Source organism: Thermopolyspora flexuosa (assembly GCF_006716785.1).
GTDB lineage: Bacteria > Actinomycetota > Actinomycetes > Streptosporangiales > Streptosporangiaceae > Thermopolyspora > Thermopolyspora flexuosa.
This window is the reverse complement of the sequence record NZ_VFPQ01000002.1, coordinates 315,954-335,601: the sequence shown is the minus strand read 5'-3', so window position 1 is coordinate 335,601 and position 19,648 is coordinate 315,954. Positions and strand designations below refer to the sequence as shown.

Here is a 19,648-nt window from a genome sequence, read left to right as displayed (position 1 = left end):
ATACCCGCCGATTTGGCGAACGTTTCCGCCGCGGAGACGCGATACTTGACGGCACCTGGCGATGGTCGGCGCGGTCGAGGAGGGTGCGTGCGCAGATGAAGGCCGTGGAACGCTGGCAGGCCAGGTTCCGTGCACCCCGCATGACCCTGCCCCGCTGGGCGCGGCAGGCCCCCAGCCGCGCGGTGTACCGGTGCAACACCTCCGGCACCTGGGAGATCTACGCCTGGGACCGGGTGATGGGCACCACCCGGCAGGTCACCGAGCGGCCCGAGGGCACCGCGTACGGCGTGCTCGACCCCACCGGCCAGTGGATCTGGTGGTTCGCCGACAACGGCGGGGACGAGTGCGGCGTGTGGATGCGCCAGCCGTGGACCGGCGGCCCCGACGAGGTCGTGCACCCGGACGTTCCCCCCGGCCATCCGGCGGGCATCGCGCTCTCCGCGACGGGCACCGCGGCGATCGGCCGCAGCTCCCGCGAGGACGGCTTCCAGGTGCTGCTGGTGCGCCCCGGAACCACCGAGCCGCCGGTCGAGCTGTACCGGCACACCGAGGCGATGCACGTCGCCGACATGTCCCTCGACGGCTCGCTCATCGCGATCAACCACAGCGAGGACCGCGACGCCCGGCATCCCTCGCTGCGGGTGCTCACCTCGAGCGGCCGGCACGTCGCCGACCTGTGCGACGGCCCCGGCAAGGGCGTCATCGGGCTGCGGTTCGCCCCGGTGCCCGGCGACCGGCGGCTGCTCTGCCTGCACGAGCGGCGCGGCCGGCAGGAGCCGCTGGTGTGGGACCCGGTCACCGGCGAGCAGCGGGAGATCTGGATCCGGTCCCCCGGGGACGTGACGGCCGACTGGTTTCCCGACGGGCGCGCCCTGCTCATCATCTGCAACCACCGGGGCCGCACCGAGCTGTTCCGCTACGACCTCGGCGGCGGCGTCATGTCGCCGATCCCCACCCCGCACGGGGTGATCGACGAGGCCGCCGCCCGCCTCGACGGCACCGTCGAGTACCTGTGGTCGAGCGCCGCCCACCCGCCGCTCATCCGGTCCAGCCAGGGCCAGGTGGTGATCAACCCGGCCGGGCCCACCGCGCCGCCGTCGGTGCCGCTGGAGGACATCGACGTGGACGGGCCGGGCGGACCGATCCACGCCTTCGTGTCCCGGCCGCAGTCCGGGCCGCCGCCGTACCCCACCGTGTTCCTGCTCCACTCCGGCCCGGCCGTGCAGGACGTCGACGCGTTCTCCCCCGAGGTGGCCGCCTGGGTCGACCACGGGTTCGCGGTGATCCGGGTGAACCACCGCGGCTCCACCGGGTACGGCACGGCGTGGCGCGACGCGCTGCACGGGGAGGTCGGCCACATCGAGCTCGCCGACGTCACCGCGGTGCGCGAGTGGGCGGTGGCGCGCGGCATCGCCGACCGCGACCGGCTGGTGCTCGCCGGGACCTTCTGGGGCGGCTTCCTCACCCTGCTCGGCCTCGGCACCCAGCCCAAGGTGTGGGCGGCCGGGATCGCGGCGATGCCGATCGCCGACCACGCGGCCGCGTACGCGCACGAGGCCGAGGGGCTGCGCGCCTGCCACCGGGCGCTGCTCGGCGGCTCCCCCGACGAGGTGCCGGAGCGCTACCGGGCCTGCTCGCCGATCACCTACGTGGACGCGGTGCAGGCCCCGCTGCTCGTGCTCGCCGGGGAGAACGACCCGCGCTGCCCGATCGGCCAGATCGACGACTACGTCGCGGCGCTCACCGCCCGGTCGCACCCGGTCGAGGTGTACCGCTACGACGCCGGGCACCGCACCCTCGTGGTCGAGGAGCGCATCCGCCAGATGCAGGTGCGGCTCGAGTTCGCCCGCCGCCACCTGGGCTGACGCGGGCGCGGCCCGCCGGGCTAGGCGGCGTGGCCGGGGGCGCGCAGCACGAGGATCGCCAGGTCGTCCATGCTCGGCTCGGGTGCGAAGTCCTGAACGGCACGGCGGATGCGCTCGGCGACCGCGCGGGCGGACAGACCGGTGCACTCGGACAGCAGCCGGGCCAGGCCGCCGTCGTCGTCGAGCAGCCGGTCGCCGCTGCGCCGCTCGGTCACCCCGTCGGTGACGCCGAGCAGCACCTCGCCGGGCGCGAGCCGTACCTGCTCGGCCTCGAACGTGGCCTCCTCGAACACGCCGAGCAGCGACTGCGGGGAGGCGACCACGTCCACCTCGCCGCCGGGGCGCAGCCGCAGCGCCTCCGGGTGCCCGGCCGACACCAGGCGCAGGTCGAGCCCGTCCGCGCCGACGGTGATCTCGCCGTGCAGCAACGTGAGGAACCGGGCCCGCTCGCCCTCCTCGAGGATCGCCTGGTTGAGCCGGCCGACCACGGCGGCCACGCCGTACCCCTCGCGGGCGAGCAGCCGCAGCGTGTGCCGGGCGAGGCCGGTCACCGCGGCGGCCTCGGGGCCGGTGCCGCACACGTCGCCGATCGCGAACCGCCAGGTGTTCTCCCCCGGACCGGGGAACAGGTCGTAGAAGTCGCCGCCGACCGCGTTGTTCTCCCCCGCGGGCTCGTACACCACGTGGTAGTCGAGGCCGGGCACGTCCGGGAGGTCCGGCGGCAGCAGGCTGCGCTGCAGCGCCCGGTTCGCCACCGCCTGCTGGTGGTAGAGGCGCGCGTTGTCCACCGCGAGCGCGGCCCGCCGGGCGATGTCCTCGGCGAGCAGCATGAGGTCCTCGGGGAAGCGGTCGCGGCGGCCGAGGCACATCACACCGAGGCCGCGGCCCCGGGCGAACAGCGGCAGGGCGAGCGCCTGCCAGTCCTCCAGCGGCAGCACCGACGCGGCCGGGCCGTCGCCGACCGGGACCTCCACCTCGGCGAGGCGCGCGCGCAGCACGTCGAGCTCGGACTCGTCGGCGTGCCACAGGTAGGCGAGGCGCAGCGGGCCGCCCTCCTGGTCCGGCGTGTACACCGCGCACCAGGTGGCGATCCGGGGCACCACGATCTGGGCGATGATCGCGGGCACCATGTCCGGATCGAGCGTGCCGGCGAGCAGGTCGCTCGCGTCGGCGAGGAAGCCGAGCCAGTCCGGGCTCCGGGAGAACCCGGCGTCGATCTCCTCCTCCGGGTGGGCGGCCCCGCCCGGCAGCTCGAGGCGCGTCCAGTGGGTGCGCAGCTCGCCGTCGGACCGCACGCCCCACTCGCGCACCCCGTGGACCGGCTCCCGCCACGGCCCGCCGTGCTCGGCGACGTGCTGGGCGACCTCGGCGCGGACCGTGCCGCCCTCGTGGACCCACCGCACCTGGAACGGCCCGTCCGCCACCTGCGCGACCAGCTCGGCGATCACGCGCTCGGCGTCGCCGGAGATGGACATGGCGGCCCACGCGGTCATCACCTCGCGGGTGAACCGCGTCGCGGCGGGAACGGCCTCCTCGCCCGGAGGAAAGGACGCGGCGAGGACGGCCTGGGTCGTAACGGTCACTGATTCGTGCTTACCACACTTTGTGGTCGTTCGCTGTCAACCAACCGGCGACCGCACGGCACTCATCGTGACAGACTGGCACTTGGCCTGCAGTGCCGCCCGGATGGGTACCGTGAGGGTAAAGGGAGGCCCCCGATGACGGCTGTCACGGCCGCTGACGAACGGACCGAACGGGTCTACACCGAGTCCGAGCTGCGCCCCCTGCTGGACACGCTCATGGCCTGGCGGGACGGCGACTTCCGGCGCCGCGTGCCGTACGCACCCCCGGGGATCCTCAGCGAGATCCGGCTGCTGCTCAACGAGGTCGCCGACCGCCGCGAGCACCTGGCGAGCGAGCTGAAGCGGGTGCGCAACGAGGTGGTGAAGGAGGGGCGGTTCGGCGCGCGGCTCACCCCAAGCCCGGGCGGCGGCGCCTGGTCGGAGAGCGTCGAGGCGGTGAACTCGCTGATCGACGGCCTGGTCAGCCCGATGACCGCCGCCGCCGACGTGATCGACGCGGTGGCCAAGGGCGACCTGTCGCGGCGCATCGACGTCGACCGGCGCTCCCGCGGCGAGGTACGGCGGCTCGCCAAGACCGTGAACGGCATGGTCGACCAGCTCGCCCTGTTCACCACCGAGGTGACCCGGGTGGCGCGCGAGGTCGGCTCGGAGGGGCAGCTCGGCGGCCGGGCGAACGTGCGCGGCCTGTCCGGCAGCTGGCGCGACCTCACCGAGGCGGTGAACACGATGTCGAGCCGGGTCTCCGCCCAGGTCCGCGACATCGCGCTCGTCACCACCGCGGTGGCCAAGGGCGACCTGTCGCGCAAGGTGCAGGTCGACGCGGTCGGCGAGATGTTCGAGCTGAAGAACACCGTCAACCAGATGGTGGACACGCTCTCCCAGTTCGCCGAGGAGGTCACCCGGGTGGCCCGGGAGGTCGGCACCGAGGGACGGCTCGGCGGCCAGGCCCGGATCCGCGGGGTGTCCGGCGTCTGGAAGGACCTCACCGAGAGCGTCAACGTGATGGCCGGCAACCTCACCACCCAGGTGCGGGCGATCGCGGACGTGGCGACCGCGGTGGCGCAGGGCGACCTGTCGAAGAAGATCACCGCGGAGGCGCAGGGCGAGGTGCTCGAGCTGAAGGAGACCCTCAACACGATGGTCGACCGGCTCTCGCTCTTCGCCGACGAGGTCACCAGGGTCGCCCGCGAGGTCGGCACCGAGGGGCGGCTCGGCGGCCGGGCCGAGGTGAAGGGCGTGTCGGGGGTGTGGAAGGACCTCACCGACAACGTCAACTCGATGGCCACCAACCTGACGTACCAGGTGCGGAACATCGCCCAGGTGACGAAGGCGGTGGCGAGCGGCGACCTCACCAAGAAGATCGACGTCGACGCCCAGGGCGAGGTGCTCGAGCTGAAGAGCACCATGAACACGATGGTCGACCAGCTCGCCAGCTTCGCCTCGGAGGTGTCCCGGGTGGCCCGCGAGGTCGGCACCGAGGGACGGCTCGGCGGCCAGGCCCAGGTGCACGGCGTGTCCGGGGTCTGGAAGGACCTCACCGACAACGTCAACTACATGGCGAACAACCTCACCGCCCAGGTGAGGCAGATCTCCGCCGTGGCCCACGCGGTGGTGCAGGGCAACCTGTCGAAGAAGATCACCGTCGACGCGCAGGGCGAGATCCTCCAGCTCAAGGACACCGTCAACACGATGGTGGACCAGCTGTCGATGTTCGCCGACGAGGTGACCCGGGTCGCCCGCGAGGTCGGCACCGAGGGGCGGCTCGGCGGCCAGGCCCGGGTGACCGGCGTGTCCGGCATCTGGAAGGACCTCACCGACGCGGTCAACTCGATGGCCACCAACCTGACGTACCAGGTGCGGAACATCGGCGAGGTGACCACGGCGGTCGCGAACGGCGACCTCACCAAGAAGATCGACGTCGACGCCCAGGGCGAGATGCTCGTGGTGAAGACGACGATCAACCGGATGGTCGACCAGCTGCAGATGTTCGCCGACGAGGTGACCCGGGTCGCCCGCGAGGTGGGCTCGGAGGGCAAGCTCGGCGGCCAGGCCCGGGTCGAGGGCGTCGAGGGCACCTGGAAGCGGCTCACCGAGAGCGTGAACGAGCTCGCCCGCAACCTCACCACCCAGGTGCGCGCGATCGCCGCGGTGACCAGCGCGGTCGCCCGCGGCGACCTCACCCGGTCGATCACCGTGGACGCGCCGGGCGAGCTCGCCGAGCTCAAGCTCAACATCAACACGATGGTCGCGAACCTGCGCGAGACCACCCGGGCGAACCAGGAGCAGGACTGGCTCAAGACCAACCTCGCCCGCATCTCCCGGCTCATGCAGGGCCACCGCGACCTCGTCGAGGTGAGCCGCCTGATCATGAGCGAGCTGACCCCGCTCGTCGCGGCGAGCTACGGCGCCTGCTACCTCGCCGACCCGGAGGACGAGGGCCACCTGAAGCTCATCGCCGGGTACGGCGTGCAGCCCGGCATTCCGGGGGTGCGCGAGCGGTTCGCCAAGGGCGAGGGCGTGGTCGGCCAGGCGGCGCTCGAGGGCAAGCAGATCCTGCTGGAGAACGTGCCCGCCGACCGGCTCACCATCCGCAGCGGGCTGAGCGAGGCCGGGCCGGCGCAGATCGTGGTGCTGCCGATCCAGTTCGAGAACCAGGTGCTCGGCGTGCTCGAGCTCGCCACCCTCAACCGGTTCAGCGAGATCCAGCTCGACTTCCTCACCCAGCTCGGCGAGACGATCGGCGTCACGATCAACACGATCATCGCGAACTCGCGTACCGAGGCGCTGCTCAAGGAGTCCCAGCGGCTCGCCACCGAGCTGCAGGAACGCTCCGACGAGCTGCAGCGCCAGCAGGAGGAGCTGCGCCGGTCGAACGCCGAGCTGGAGATCAAGGCCGCGCAGCTCGCCAAGCAGAACCGGGCGATCGAGATCCAGAACTTCCAGATCGAGCAGGCCCGGCGCACCCTGGAGGAGCGGGCCGAGCAGCTCGCGGTCTCCTCGCGGTACAAGTCCGAGTTCCTGGCGAACATGTCGCACGAGCTGCGCACCCCGCTCAACAGCCTGCTCGTGCTCGCCAAGCTGCTCAGCGAGAACCCGGACGGCAACCTCACCCCGCAGCAGGTGGAGTTCGCCAGGACGATCCACGGCGCGGGTTCCGCGCTGCTCCAGCTGATCAACGACATCCTCGACGTGTCCAAGGTCGAGGCCGGGCGGATGGACATCCACCCGCAGCAGCTCGGCCTGGACAAGCTCGTCGAGTACGTGGACGCCACCTTCGGCCCGCTCGCCCAGGACAAGGGCCTCGACTTCGCCGTCGAGGTCGACGACGACGTGCCGCGCGAGCTGTACACCGACGAGCAGCGGCTGCAGCAGGTGCTGCGCAACCTGCTGTCGAACGCGGTCAAGTTCACCCCGTCCGGCTCGGTACGGCTGCGCATCGGCCGCGCCCCGGCGGACACGCCGTTCGTCGACGAGTCGCTGCGCCGGGCCGAGGACGTGCTCTCCTTCGCGGTGATCGACACCGGCATCGGCATCGCCGCCGACAAGCTGGACGTGATCTTCGAGGCGTTCCGGCAGGCCGACGGCACCACGAGCCGCAAGTACGGCGGGACCGGGCTCGGCCTGTCGATCTGCCGGGAGATCGCCCGGCTGCTCGGCGGCGAGATCCACGTGGTGAGCGAGCCCGGCGCGGGCAGCACGTTCACCCTCTACATGCCGGCGCGGTACAGCGGCCCGCTCACCGCCGAGGACGGCGGGGTCGCCACCGGCGCGTCCCGGGCGGCGCAGCAGGCGGTGCGGGAGCGCACCGGCGAGGCGCAGGCGGCCGGGACCGACGTCGTGCCGCCGGAGATCCCGCTCCCCGCGGACCCGCCGGTGCCGCGGGTCGCCGAGGACCTGCCCGACGGCCGGGAGTGGACCGGGGAGGACCCGCTCAACGGGGCGAAGATCCTCATCGTGGACGACGACATCCGGAACGTGTTCGCGCTCACCAGCGTGCTCGAGCGGCACGGCGCCACCGTCGTCTACGCCGAGAACGGGCGGGAGGGGATCGAGCAGCTGGGCCGCCACGACGACGTGGCCCTGGTGCTGATGGACATCATGATGCCCGAGATGGACGGGTGGGCGACCACCTCGGCCATCCGCCGGATGCCGCAGTTCGCCGACCTCCCCATCATCGCCCTCACCGCGAAGGTGATGCGCGGCGACCGGGAGAAGAGCATCGCATCCGGGGCCTCCGACTACGTGCCCAAGCCCGTCGACGTCGACCGTCTCCTCGAACGGCTCCGCGGCTGGCTGCTGCGGAGGCGGGGCGAGGGATCGTCCGGCTCCCTGGAAGGTTCGTGACCGATGCCCGACCGCGCCAAGATCCTGCTCGTCGACGACCGTGAGGAGAACCTGATCGCGCTGGAGGCCATCCTCAGCTCGCTCGACATCGTCCCGGTGCGGGCGAGGTCCGGGGAGGAGGCGCTCAAGGCGCTGCTCAACACCGACTTCGCGCTGATCCTGCTGGACGTGCGCATGCCGGGCATGGACGGCTTCGAGACCGCGGCGCACATCAAGCGGCGGGAGCGCACCCGCAACATCCCGATCATCTTCCTCACCGTGGTGGACAGCGCCCCCGACTTCGCCTTCCGCGGGTACGCCGCGGGCGCGGTCGACTACCTCACCAAGCCGTTCGACCCGTGGGTGCTGCGCGCCAAGGTGTCGGTCTTCGTCGAGCTGTACAACATGAACCGGCGGCTCGCCGAGCAGGCCGCGCTGCTGCGGGAACGGCTCACCGCCGAGCTGCCCCCGGGCGACCAGGGCGCGGTGCTCGCCGAGCTGTCCCGCAGGCTGTTCGCGGTGGAGGAGGAGCTGGCCCGGGTACGCGAGGCGGCGGGCCCGTCCCCCGACCCCGCCCTCGCCACCGCGCTCCGCGACCTCGGCAAGCGGGTCGGCGACCTGCGCGCCGGTTTCGACGCGTTCAGCGGCTGACCTCGGTACGGCCGGCCGGGCGGCGACGGCCGCCGTGGGCGCGCGGGCGCCTCGGCGGGGGCGCGGGCCGTGGCGGGCGCCCGCCGGGGTTCGGCCCGGATTCCGGCCGGCCGCCCGTGCGCGGCGGCTAGCGGCGGGCGCGTTCCAACGCGTCCCAGAAGCCGCGGCGCAGCGCGTGCCGTACCTCGTCGTGGAGGAGGAAGTCGATCGGCAGGGCCGAGCCCTGCAGCAGCCGGGCCTCCAGGTCCGAGGGCATGCGCGGCTTGCGGGCGAGCACGGCCTCCAGCCAGAGCGCCGGGGCGTCCTTCGCGACCGACTCGCCGAACTCGTGGCCCTCCTTGTGGGCCGCCTGCACCGCCTCGGCGAGCGTGGTGATCCCGCTCGCCTGCCCGGAGCCGGTGGCGGGGGCCGGGGTGCCGTGCGGCGAGGTGTTCGGCCCGTGGATCGGCGTGGGCTGCGGGGCGGCGTGGGCTCCGGTGTACTCGCCCGAGGTGGCGGCCGGGGAGGCGGGCGCCGCGTGCGCGCCGCCCGACTGCGTGGTCGTGCCGCCGGTGAGCGGGTCGTACGTGTGCGACGAGGTGACCGTGGTCGAGGTCGGCACCGGCGCGGGCAGCGCCGGGATCGGGGCCGACGTGGTGGCCGAGGGGGCCGCGTGCGCGCCGCCGTACCCGGAGTAGGTGCCGGACTTCGGGGGCACGGTCGTCGAGGTGCTCGGCGGTGGCGGCGGCAGGGCACCGCCGGAGGTCGCCGTGGTGGACGTGCCGGTGGACGTCGTGGCCGGCTGTGGCTGCTGCGGGAGGCCCGTGGCCGGGGTGGCCGACGACGCGCCGCTCGCCGCGGTCCCGGTCGACACGGTGCCGGACGACGCCGGCGGCGTGGCGGCGGTCACCGTGGACCCGGTGGCCGGCCCGGAGGTCGATGCGGTGCTCGTCACGCCGGATGACAGGGCGGACGACGGGGCGGACGCCGCCGATCCGGACGTGTCCGAGGAGGAGGAGGCCGCGCCCGGGGTGGCCGAGGCCGTACTCCCGTCGGTGCCGGTCGAGCCGCCGCCGGGCAGGGCGTTCTCCCCGCCCGTCTGGGGCCCGGTACTCGCGTGGGCGCCGGTGGGGATCGCCTGCATCGCGCCGGTGGCCGGGAGGCCGGAGGCGTGGGCGCCGCCCGAGGTGGTTCCCGCGCCGTGCGCCCCGAGGCCCGACGGAAGGCTCCCCACCGAGGGCAGGCTCCCCACGGAGGGCAGGTTCAGCGGGGGCATGGCGGTCCCGGAACCCGCGTCACCGCCCGATGCGGAGCCGCCGGAGGCGACGCCGTTGCCCAGGTAGCCGCCGGCGCTCTGGCCGCCCGTGGCGGGGCCGCCGCCCGTCGCGCCGGAGTCGGTGGACCGGGCGGACGCGTCGGAGCCGAGCGCGCGGATCGCCGCGGTGGTGGTCCCGGAGGAGGGGGCGGCGTGGGCGCCGCCGCCGTAGGAGCCGTTCTGCGCGGCGGCGCCGCCCGGCGCGGCGCCGTTCGCCGCGGCGGAGGAGGCGTCCCCGGCGCCGGGGAGCGCGTGGGCCCCGCCCGAGGCGGCGTGCTGCCCGCCGCTCCGGCCCGCGGCCTCCCCGCCCGCGAGCGCGTACGGCCCGCCGGACGCGGTGCCGGGCAGGGCGTGCTGGCCGCCGGTGGTGTTGCCGAGGGCGCGCCGCCCGTTGCCCGCGTCGGCGCCGTTCACCAGGTTCACGTACGGGCGCAGGTGGGCGCTGGAGACCTCGATGAGGTCGTCGCACTCCTGGCGCAGCGCGCGGGAGGCGGACTCGGTGCCGTCGAGGGCGCCGCCGACCACGTTCACCACGCTCACCCGGATGCCGAGGTCCTGGGCGTCGCAGACCACCTGGGTGAGGTCCTCGTCCCCGCTCACCACGACGGCGTCGCAGATCGCGGAGTTGCGGGCGAGGGTCATCAGGTCCCGGTGGACCTGGGCGTCCACCCCCTCGCGGCGGCCGGGGCGGATGCGGGAGAGGCGAAGCTTGAGCCCCGGGATCTCGGCGAGCACCTCATGCTCGGGGGTACGCCGGCCCTCGACCGTCGCCTCGTACCAGTAGCAGCGCAGGATCGGCAGCCCGGTGCGCTCCCGCGCGAAGTTGCTGAGCATTTGCAGCAGGCCGGTGTAGTCCCAGGTGACCGCTTCTCGATGCCGGGTACCGTGGACGGCCATCGCGCCATCTGCCAGCAGATAGCCAGCATCCACGAACAGCGCGCAGCGATCCACGCGACACCGCCCTCCCCTCGTGGCCTGGCTTCCCCAGGTTAATCAAGGACCTGATCGTGCGAGGGTGAATCCGGCGATTCAGCCCTCATGCTCGCGAGCGTCACGCAGACCGTACCAGTGTGTCCGGGTTCCTCCCTGCCATGGGAAGGCCGACGGGAAAGCGGCAACGGCCACCGGCGTCCGTGCGTCACGCCCGCGACCGGCACCGACCGGCCGGGGCCGGGAAAGGGGTCCCCCCTCACCCGCATCTCCCGGAACGTACCGCTCCATAATGCCGACATGCCGGGTGATCACCGAAATACTCAGGTAATCACCGGATTAACCCATCCACCTGACACGCCCTGGTTCGCCCACCGCCCATGGTGCGCCATCCCCGCCGCCGGGTCCACCCCCGGCGGGTCGGACGGTCCGGGCCGGTTTACCGGTGCGAACGCGTCTGCGTCTAGCCTTGGGCACCATGAGCGATCGGGACAGGCTGCTGGCGGAGATCAAGAGCAAGGGCGTGGTGCACGGCAAGGTCATCCTGAGCTCCGGCCAGGAGGCCGACTACTACGTGGACCTGCGCCGCATCACGCTCGACGGTACGGCGGCGCCCCTCGTCGGCCGGGTGATGCTCGACCTCACCGCGGACCTCGACTACGAGGCCGTGGGCGGCCTGACCCTCGGCGCCGACCCGGTCGCCACGGCGATGCTGCACGCCGCCGCGGCCCGCGGGCGGTCGCTCGACGCGTTCGTGGTGCGCAAGGCGGGCAAGGCGCACGGGCTGCAGCGCCGCATCGAGGGGCCGGACGTGGCCGGGCGGCGCGTGCTCGCGGTCGAGGACACCTCCACGACCGGGAACTCGGTGCTCACCGCGGTCGAGGCGCTGCGCGAGGCCGGGGCCGAGGTGGTCGGGGTGGCCACGATCGTGGACCGGGGCGCGGGCGCGCGCATCAGGGAGACCGGCCTGCCGTACCGCACCGCGTTCACGCTCGCCGACCTCGGCCTGGAGTGATCTTTCTCACCCCGCCCGTGCCGCGGGCGTGACGCGCACGTGGCGGGGTCAGCCCGACGGGCTCGGTGAGGGCGTGGGGCGGCTCACCGTGAAGGTCCGGCGCTCCCCCTTCGCGCCGCGTTCCCGCTCCTCGCCGTTGACCACGACGCGCACGCTGCCCGCGTCGTACAGCACCACGTGGATCCGCGGCTCGTAGTAGGTGGCGGTCTCCCCCGCGCGCAGCTCACGGTCGACGAGCACGTCGCCGCCCGGGATGCGGAGGAAGACCGGGCAGTTCTCCTCCAGGCACTCGATGACCACGGTCGGGACCGCGTCGCCGCCCCGGCCGGACGGCCCCTGGCCCGCGCCGTCCGCACCCGGCTCCCCGGCCGGGGTCGTGGCGGCCGCGCTCGCCGCCCGATCGGGGCCCGGGTCGCCGGAGTCGAGCGAGGCGATCAGCGCGAAGACCCCGACCGCGACGATCCCGAGCAGGGCGCAGACCGCCGCCCCCACGACGAGGAATCGGGCGACGCCTGCCGGATCCGCCCTATGTCGTCCCACATGTCGAGATTAACTGTTGTGAGAAAAGTAGGGGTATTAATCAGTCAATTCGACTGATCGCCGCTGAATCGCCCCATCCCGCGCCTTATTTGATCAAGGAAGTGTGTCGCCGGTGAAATCCACGGCGGATTCGCGCGGGTACTCCGGGTGAACGATGCTGGATATAACCGGCCCCCGGGGCGGCACCGGAACCGGCGAAACCCTGATGCCGGTTCCGGATGATATTTCCGTTTCATACCGTCCGGAGGAGAAAAACGCCGGGAAAACCGGCGGACCCGGCGCATCCGGCGCCCGGCCGGAAGCCGAGCGCCGCGCCGTCCGCGCTCGCGCGCGTGCCGTGACCATGGGCATCGCGGGCCGGACGTACGTCGGACGGGCTCAGCGGTCGTGCTCGGGGTCCTGCCAGGCCCGCCACGCCTGCCAGTCCGGCTCGGCGGACCGCTGCGCACCGGCGGCCGGGTCGGGCGCGGCACCGGCACGAGGACGCTGCGCGGAGTAGGGGTCCCCACCGTACGCCCCGCCCTGGTGGGGAGCGCCGTTTCGGTACTCGTCCGCGGGGTAGGAGGCGCCGGACCGCGCGCCGTTCGCGCCGTACCGGGAGCCGCCCGCGTACGGGTCACCGCCGAAGGGATCGCCCTGGTAGGCGCCGCCGTACGGCCGGGCCCCGTGCCGCCCGTCCGCGTACGGGTCGCCCTGGGGGGCACCGGTCCCGTAGGTCGCGCCCGGCCGCGCGTCACCCGGGTACGGCCCGCCGGGGCGGCCGTCGCCGTACTGGCCGAGGGAGAACACCTCCGTCGGCTGCGACGGGTCCGCGGCGGGGGCCGCAGGCCGGTTCGCGTTGATTTGCGCGTTGATGGCCTGCTGGAACGCGTCGAACGGGTCGGGCTGCGACGCGGGCGCGCCGAAGCCGCCGGGGCCGGGACGGCCGAACGGGTCCGGCGCGGCGGACGGCTGCGTGGCGGTGGCCTGGGCCGCGGAGGCGGTCGCCGTGGCCGTGGCCGCGGCGGGCACGGCCGCGTCCTCGGCCTGGTCACCGCCGCCCTTCCGGTTCTTGATCACCTCGCGGACGATGGGGATGAAGGAGACGACCACGATGACGAAGACGCCGGGCAGGATGTACCGGTCGATGTTCGGGACCGAGTTGCCGACGAAGTAGCCGAAGAGCACCAGCGCGTCGATCCAGACCACGCCGCCGAGGACGTTCCACAGGAAGAACCGGCGGGCGTCCATGCCGAGCACGCCGGCCACCGGGTTGAGGAACGTCCGGACGATCGGCACGAACCGGGCCAGGACCACCGCCTTGGCCGGGCCGAACTTCTCGAAGTAGTACTCGGCCTTCCGCACGTGCTCCTGCTTGAACAGCCGCGAGTCCGGTCGCTCGAAGAGCTTCCGGCCGACCTTGGCGCCCAGATAGTGACCCAGCTGCGCACCCGCGATGGCGGCCACGGGCCCGCCGATGAGCAGCACGGGCAGCGAGAGCGGCGAGATGCCGAGACCGGCGGCGGCGGCCGGTACGGCGAAGATGCCGGCGGCGACGAGCAGCGAGTCCCCCGGAAGGAAGAAACCGAACAATAGTCCGGTCTCCGCAAAGATGATGAGCAGCACACCGATCGTCGCGAACGCGCCGAACATGGTGAGCCACCATTTGGGGTCGAGTAGATCAAGCAGGGTGTCCATCACCGAGAGCCTACCCTTCGGCGGCCCTTCTTTCTCACCTCCTGCCAACTTGGGGATACTGGCCATCGACACGTTTTTGTGACAGTACGTCTCTCAGGGAGCTAGCAGATGCCCATCGCGACGCCCGAGGCCTACGCCGAGATGCTCGACCGGGCCAAGGCGAACGGTTTCGCATACCCGGCCATCAACGTGACCTCGTCCCAGACGCTCAACGCCGCCCTGCGGGGCTTCGCCGAGGCGGAGAGCGACGGCATCATCCAGGTCTCGACCGGTGGCGCGGAGTTCCTCTCCGGCACCACCGTGAAGGACATGGTGACCGGCGCGGTCGCGCTCGCCGAGTACGCCCGGGTGGTGGCGAAGAACTACCCGGTCACGATCGCGCTCCACACCGACCACTGCCCGAAGGAGAAGCTCGACGGCTTCATGCGCCCGCTCATCCAGATGAGCGCCGAGCGGGTGGCCCGCGGTGAGGAGCCGCTGTTCCAGTCCCACATGTGGGACGGCTCCGCCGTACCGCTCGAGGAGAACCTCACCATCGCGGCCGAGCTGCTCGAGAAGTGCGCCAAGGCCCGCGTGATCATGGAGATGGAGATCGGCGTCGTCGGCGGTGAGGAGGACGGCATCGTCGGCGAGATGAACGAGAAGCTCTACACCACGCCCGCCGACGCGCTCGCCACGGCCGAGGCGGTCGGCCTCGGCGAGAAGGGCCGCTACCTGCTCGCCGCGACCTTCGGCAACGTGCACGGCGTGTACAAGCCGGGCCACGTCAAGCTGCGCCCGAGCGTGCTCAAGGAGATCCAGGAGGCCGTCGGCGCCAAGTACGGCAAGGAGAAGCCGTTCGACCTCGTCTTCCACGGCGGCTCCGGCTCCGCGCTCGAGGAGATCCACGAGGCGATCTCCTACGGCGTGGTGAAGATGAACATCGACACCGACACGCAGTACGCGTTCACCCGCCCGATCGTCGACCACATGTTCCGCAACTACGACGGCGTGCTGAAGGTCGACGGCGAGGTCGGCAAGAAGAAGATGTACGACCCGCGCTCGTACGGCAAGGCCGCCGAGGCCGGCATGGCCGCCCGGGTGGTCCAGGCCTGCCAGGACCTCAAGTCCGCCGGTCAGAAGATGCGCTGATAAATCGGGCAGAGCGTGCTGTAAGTCACCACCCCCGCATGTTCGGGAGCGGTAGGGGGGAGGTAAGACTCTCTGCATGAAGTCGCATGAGAACCTCCTGGCCGCACCACCCCCGACATACCTTCCGGACATGCCGGAGGCCAGGGAGGCCCTCGCCTCGGGAGCGCCGGCCTCCGACGTCGCGGCGCGCTTCCCCGCCTACTCAGCCGCCTGGGCGACCCTCGCCGACGAGGCGTTCGCCTCCGGCCACGCGGTGACCTCGTACGCGTTCGCGCGCACCGGGTACCACCGCGGCCTCGACCAGCTGCGCCGGAACGGCTGGAAGGGCCACGGGCCCATTCCGTGGGAACACGAGCCCAACCGGGGCTTCCTCCGCTGCCTGCACGCCCTCGCCCGGGCGGCGCAGGCGATCGGGGAGAAGGACGAGGCCGAGCGCTGCGTCCAGTTCCTGCACGACAGCAGCCCGACCGCCGTCGAGGTTCTCGGCGTCAAACACTGACCGCCGGCCGTGCTCGTGGCCGGTGACACGACGTGGTTCGTGCGGCCGGGGCCGAGAGCGGGCCGGTACGGCACGGCCGGGCTCGGCAGCCTGGACGTCGGATCACAGAGCGGCGCGGCCATGGGCCCGCACCGATCAGGTGCGGGCCCATGTGCATGCAAGGGAGGTCTCACCGCCTCCATACCCGGCGGGACGCGCGGGCGACCCGCGCGGCCGTGACCGGTCGCCGAAACGGCACCGGGCGGCGGTGAACGGTCGCCGGGGCGGCGCCGGACGCACGCCGGATGACGCGACCCACCACCGGAGGAGGCCCCCGGCGGACGCCGCCGAGGCCCGCGGACCGGGCCGCCGGGCGGGCCCGGGAAGGCACCCGGCGGAGCGGGGGCCGTGCCGTACCGCGGCGGGGTCGTGCCGGGCGGGGTCCGTGCACCGGCCTCCCTTACTAAAGTGAGAAAAGTAGTGAAAAATTCATAGTTGACGCGAGGTGCCCGGATTGCTTTCCTTGGGCCATGAACGAGCTTCCGGTGGAGGGTCTTGACGAGAAGACCGTGATCGTGTGCGTCTCGTCGAGCCACCGGGACCGGGCCCGCGTGGCCCGGCTCATGAACGGTTGCGGCACCCTGCTGATCTTCCCGGACATGGAGGCCGCCCGCCGCGTGCTGTTCGGCGAGCGGGAACCGCGCGCGGACCGTGGCCTCCCGGGCGTCCCCGGACCGAGCGTCGTGGTCCGCGGCGCGCTCGTCGTCGACCTCAACCGGCAGCGCGCGAGCTGGGCCGGCCGTCCGCTCCCGCTCACCCGCATCGAGCGGGAGCTCGTCGCGGCCCTCGCCAGCCCGCCGCCGCGGGTGTGGACCTACCGGGAGCTGTACGAGCGCGTCTGGGGCGTCGACTACCTCGACGACGCGTCCGCGCTCCGCTCGACCGTGAAACGGGTGCGCGCCAAGCTGCGCGCCGCCGGGGCGACGGTCACCGTGGAGTCGAGCCGGGGCGTCGGCTTCTACCTCGCCGACACCGAGCCCGAGGCCGAGACCCACGCCGCACCCTGCGCCGCGGCCGAGCCCGCGACGGACGGCGCGCGCCGGGCCGCGACCCGGAGGCGGCGACGCCCGGCCGTGCCGGAAAACAACACCAGAGCGACATAACGCCATCAGCCGACCTCATCGCACCGTCTCGGGGCGTCACAACCGAGTCGGGCGGCTTTGGGGGAATAGCGATGCTCAGGTAGTCTCGGTTTGCAAGAGCCCCTGTCGCTGCTTGCGCCAGGGGTTTTCGCTTGGCGAAGCAATTCGGCCCGGCCGCGGCGCGACGCGTCGCACTGAGCACGCATACAGGAGTCAGAGCATGCCGGCAGTCGTTCTCGTGGGCGCCCAGTGGGGCGATGAGGGCAAGGGCAAGGCCACCGACCTGCTCGGTGGCGACGTCGACTACGTCGTGCGGTACCAGGGCGGCAACAACGCGGGCCACACCGTGGTGATCGGCGACCAGAAGTACGCCCTCCACCTGCTCCCCACCGGGGTGCTCTCCCCCGACGTGATCCCCGTGATCGGCAACGGCGTGGTCATCGACCCCGGCGTGCTGCTCAGCGAGATGGACGGGCTGCGCGAGCGCGGCATCTCCTGCGACCGCCTGCTCATCTCGGCGAACGCGCACCTGATCATGCCCCACCACAAGGCGCTCGACAAGGTCACCGAGCGCTACCTCGGCAAGGCGCGGATCGGCACCACCGGCCGGGGCATCGGCCCGGCGTACGCCGACAAGGTGGCGCGCATGGGCGTGCGCGTGCAGGACCTGCTCGACCCCGGCATCCTCAAGCAGAAGATCGAGGTCGCGCTCACCGAGAAGAACCAGGTGCTCACCAAGGTCTACAACCGGCGGGGCATCGACGTGGAGCGCACGCTCGACGAGTACCTCGGCTACGCCGAGCGGCTCAAGCCGCACATCGCCGACACCTCGCTGGTGCTGTGCCGGGCCCTCGACGAGGGCAAGACCGTGCTGCTCGAGGGCGGCCAGGGCACGCTGCTCGACATCGACCACGGCACCTACCCGTTCGTCACCTCCTCCTCGCCGACCGCGGGCGGCGCGTGCGCGGGCTCGGGCATCCCGCCGACCCGGCTCACCCGGATCATCGGCATCATCAAGGCGTACACCACCCGGGTCGGGTCCGGGCCGTTCCCCACCGAGCTCCTCGACGAGCAGGGCGACTGGCTGCGCGCCACCGGCCACGAGTACGGCACCACCACCGGGCGCAACCGCCGGTGCGGCTGGTTCGACGCGGTGATCGCCCGGTACGCGGTGCGGATCAACGGGCTCACCGACCTCTTCCTCACCAAGCTCGACGTGCTGTCCGGCCTGGAGCGCATCCCGGTCTGCGTCGCCTACGACGTCGACGGCGTGCGGCACGAGGAGCTGCCGATGACGCAGACCGAGTTCCACCACGCCAAGCCGATCTACGAGGAGCTGCCCGGCTGGCAGGAGGACATCACGGGCGCCAAGACCTTCGAGGACCTGCCGCCGAACGCGCAGGCGTACGTGCGCGCCCTGGAGGAGATGTGCGGCGCGCCGATCTCGGCGATCGGCGTGGGTCCCGGCCGGGATCAGACCCTCACGCTGCGGCCGCTGCTGTAATCTTGACCGGCCACGCCTCACACCGCGACAGCACCGGCCTGTTCCACGCCCATGCCATCGGCGGGCCGACGCGGGGGTGTCCGGGACGGGCGGGGCATTCGTCACGGCCCGACGGGTGACCGCCGGGCCGGGCGGGCCCGCGAGAGGTCCCGGCGCCGCGCCGTGCCACGGCACGGGCCGGGGTGATCCGGTTGGGGTGAACCGGTGACGGCAACTGGTATCGAACCAGGTCGACACGGGACAACCGGCCGTTCACGCGCGCATCATGAGCGGGACGAGTGTCCGTTCACCGGCGCCGCTACGGTGGCGCCGGTGCGCTCGGAATCGTTCCAGGCGCGCCGGAACGCGGGCGTACCGCTGCCCTCCATCGTTTGCGTTGAGGACGGTTCGTCACCGTGCAGACCGGACACGTTGAGATCCACGGACACCGGGGCGCTCGCGGGTTACGGCCGGAGAACACCCTGCCCGGCCTCGCCCACGCCCTCGAGCTCGGTGTCGACGCGCTCGAATTCGATGTCGCCTTCACCGCCGACCGCCGCATCGTGCTCGTCCACGACCTGGAGGTGTCGGCCGTGACCAGCGCCGACACCCGCCCGGTTACCCCGGGCGACGCCGCCTTTCCGTACGTGGGCCGGCCGGTGCACACGCTGAGCCTCGCCCAGTTACGCACCCTCGAGGTGGGCGTGCGCCGGAACTCCGACGGCGACCCCGTGGCGGCCACCCAGGTGCCGATACCGGGCACCCGGATCCCCACGCTGGGCGCGGCGCTCGCGCTCGTGGACGCCTACGGGGCGGACGGCGTGCGGGTGCACGTGGAGCTGAAGTCCGACCCCACCCAGCCCGAACTCGCCCCCGACCCGCAGGAGTTCACCGAGTCCGTGCTCGCCGAGCTCGACCGGCACAACCGGTTGTCCGGCTCGGCCCTGCTCAGCTTCGACTGGCGGATCGTCGCCGCCGCCCGTGACCTCGCCCCCGACCTTCCCCGCTTCGCCCTCCTGGAGGAGGCGACCCGCAGCAGCGTCTGGCTGAACGGCCTCGACCCCCGCGACTTCGACGACGACGTCACGGCGGTGGCGGAGGCGGCCGGCGCGACCACCCTCTCCCCCGACGCCGCGCTCGTCGACGCCCCGCTCATGGCCTCCGCGTTCGCGCGGGCGATGCCCGTCGTCGCCTGGACGGTGAACGACCCCGAGGAGGCCGGCCGGCTCATCGACCTCGGCGTCTCCGGCATCGTCACCGACTACCCCGACCGCATGCGCGCCCTGTGGGAGCGGCGCGGGCTCCGGCTGCCCCCGCCGATCCCCCGCCCGGCGGTCGCGGCCGCGCGTGGCGCGCGCCCGCCCGCAGGCGCGGGAAGGACGCCCGCGCCGGCGCCGTCCGCGCCGCCCGCCGCGGTGCCCGCACTCGCCTGAGCGCCCGGCGCGCGCACGGGACAGGTACGCGATCACTCCCGCCGTGGGCCGGTTCCCCGCGGCGGGCCGTACCGCGCCCGGCCCGGGTGACCCGTGGCCGGGC

General features: G+C 72.8%; 13 protein-coding genes. 9 read left to right on the top strand and 4 right to left on the bottom strand.

Annotation, left to right across the window (positions count from 1 at the left end; genetic code table 11):
• The first annotated feature begins 95 nt into the window (after positions 1 to 95).
• Entirely contained in the window at positions 96 to 1,865 is a 1,770-nt protein-coding gene (locus FHX40_RS23905; protein WP_142262213.1) for a S9 family peptidase, read from the top strand.
• Positions 1,866 to 1,885: 20 nt separating this feature from the next.
• Here FHX40_RS23905 and FHX40_RS23900 read toward each other — a convergent pair whose 3' ends face one another.
• Positions 1,886 to 3,448 carry a PP2C family protein-serine/threonine phosphatase gene (locus FHX40_RS23900; RefSeq protein WP_229788445.1) on the bottom strand — a complete coding sequence of 521 codons (1,563 nt, stop codon included), beginning with the start codon at positions 3,446 to 3,448 and terminating at the stop codon, positions 1,886 to 1,888.
• 135 nt (positions 3,449 to 3,583) lie between these two features.
• Here FHX40_RS23900 and FHX40_RS23895 point away from each other — a divergent pair, with 135 nt between their 5' ends.
• Both FHX40_RS23895 and FHX40_RS23890 read left to right on the top strand, forming a co-directional pair.
• Entirely contained in the window at positions 3,584 to 7,792 is a 4,209-nt protein-coding gene (locus tag FHX40_RS23895; protein ID WP_142262212.1) for a HAMP domain-containing protein, read from the top strand.
• Between the two features lie 3 nt (positions 7,793 to 7,795).
• The gene (locus tag FHX40_RS23890; protein WP_142262211.1) at positions 7,796 to 8,422 is read left to right on the top strand and encodes a response regulator; all 627 of its coding nucleotides are present in this window, start codon (positions 7,796 to 7,798) and stop codon (positions 8,420 to 8,422) included.
• A 127-nt stretch (positions 8,423 to 8,549) separates the two neighbouring features.
• Here FHX40_RS23890 and FHX40_RS25965 read toward each other — a convergent pair whose 3' ends face one another.
• Entirely contained in the window at positions 8,550 to 10,646 is a 2,097-nt protein-coding gene (locus FHX40_RS25965) for an NYN domain-containing protein (RefSeq protein ID WP_280525123.1), read from the bottom strand.
• Positions 10,647 to 11,124: 478 nt separating this feature from the next.
• Between FHX40_RS25965 and pyrE the strand changes: the two genes are divergently transcribed.
• Positions 11,125 to 11,661, top strand: coding sequence for an orotate phosphoribosyltransferase (pyrE, locus tag FHX40_RS23875; RefSeq protein WP_142262210.1), 537 nt, complete (start codon positions 11,125 to 11,127; stop codon positions 11,659 to 11,661).
• A gap of 48 nt (positions 11,662 to 11,709) precedes the next feature.
• Here pyrE and FHX40_RS23870 read toward each other — a convergent pair whose 3' ends face one another.
• Together FHX40_RS23870 and FHX40_RS23865 are read right to left on the bottom strand one after the other, a co-directional pair.
• On the bottom strand, positions 11,710 to 12,201 hold the full coding sequence (locus FHX40_RS23870; protein WP_142262209.1) for a hypothetical protein: 492 nt from the start codon (positions 12,199 to 12,201) through the stop codon (positions 11,710 to 11,712).
• Between the two features lie 378 nt (positions 12,202 to 12,579).
• Positions 12,580 to 13,878 (bottom strand): DedA family protein, encoded by a 1,299-nt coding sequence (locus FHX40_RS23865; protein ID WP_142262208.1) that lies wholly within the window; start codon positions 13,876 to 13,878, stop codon positions 12,580 to 12,582.
• A 108-nt stretch (positions 13,879 to 13,986) separates the two neighbouring features.
• Here FHX40_RS23865 and fbaA point away from each other — a divergent pair, with 108 nt between their 5' ends.
• From fbaA to FHX40_RS23840, 5 genes are all read left to right on the top strand, one after another.
• A complete protein-coding gene (fbaA, locus tag FHX40_RS23860) occupies positions 13,987 to 15,009 on the top strand; it encodes a class II fructose-bisphosphate aldolase (protein WP_142262207.1) in 1,023 nt (340 codons plus the stop codon).
• 76 nt (positions 15,010 to 15,085) lie between these two features.
• On the top strand, positions 15,086 to 15,508 hold the full coding sequence (locus tag FHX40_RS23855; protein WP_142262206.1) for a DUF3151 domain-containing protein: 423 nt from the start codon (positions 15,086 to 15,088) through the stop codon (positions 15,506 to 15,508).
• 509 nt (positions 15,509 to 16,017) lie between these two features.
• Positions 16,018 to 16,650 carry a winged helix-turn-helix domain-containing protein gene (locus tag FHX40_RS23850; RefSeq protein WP_142262205.1) on the top strand — a complete coding sequence of 211 codons (633 nt, stop codon included), beginning with the start codon at positions 16,018 to 16,020 and terminating at the stop codon, positions 16,648 to 16,650.
• 199 nt (positions 16,651 to 16,849) lie between these two features.
• Positions 16,850 to 18,133 carry an adenylosuccinate synthase gene (locus tag FHX40_RS23845; RefSeq protein WP_142262204.1) on the top strand — a complete coding sequence of 428 codons (1,284 nt, stop codon included), beginning with the start codon at positions 16,850 to 16,852 and terminating at the stop codon, positions 18,131 to 18,133.
• Positions 18,134 to 18,528: 395 nt separating this feature from the next.
• Complete coding sequence (locus FHX40_RS23840; RefSeq protein WP_142262203.1) at positions 18,529 to 19,545, top strand: glycerophosphodiester phosphodiesterase family protein; 1,017 nt, start codon at positions 18,529 to 18,531, stop codon at positions 19,543 to 19,545.
• Positions 19,546 to 19,648 lie beyond the last annotated feature (103 nt).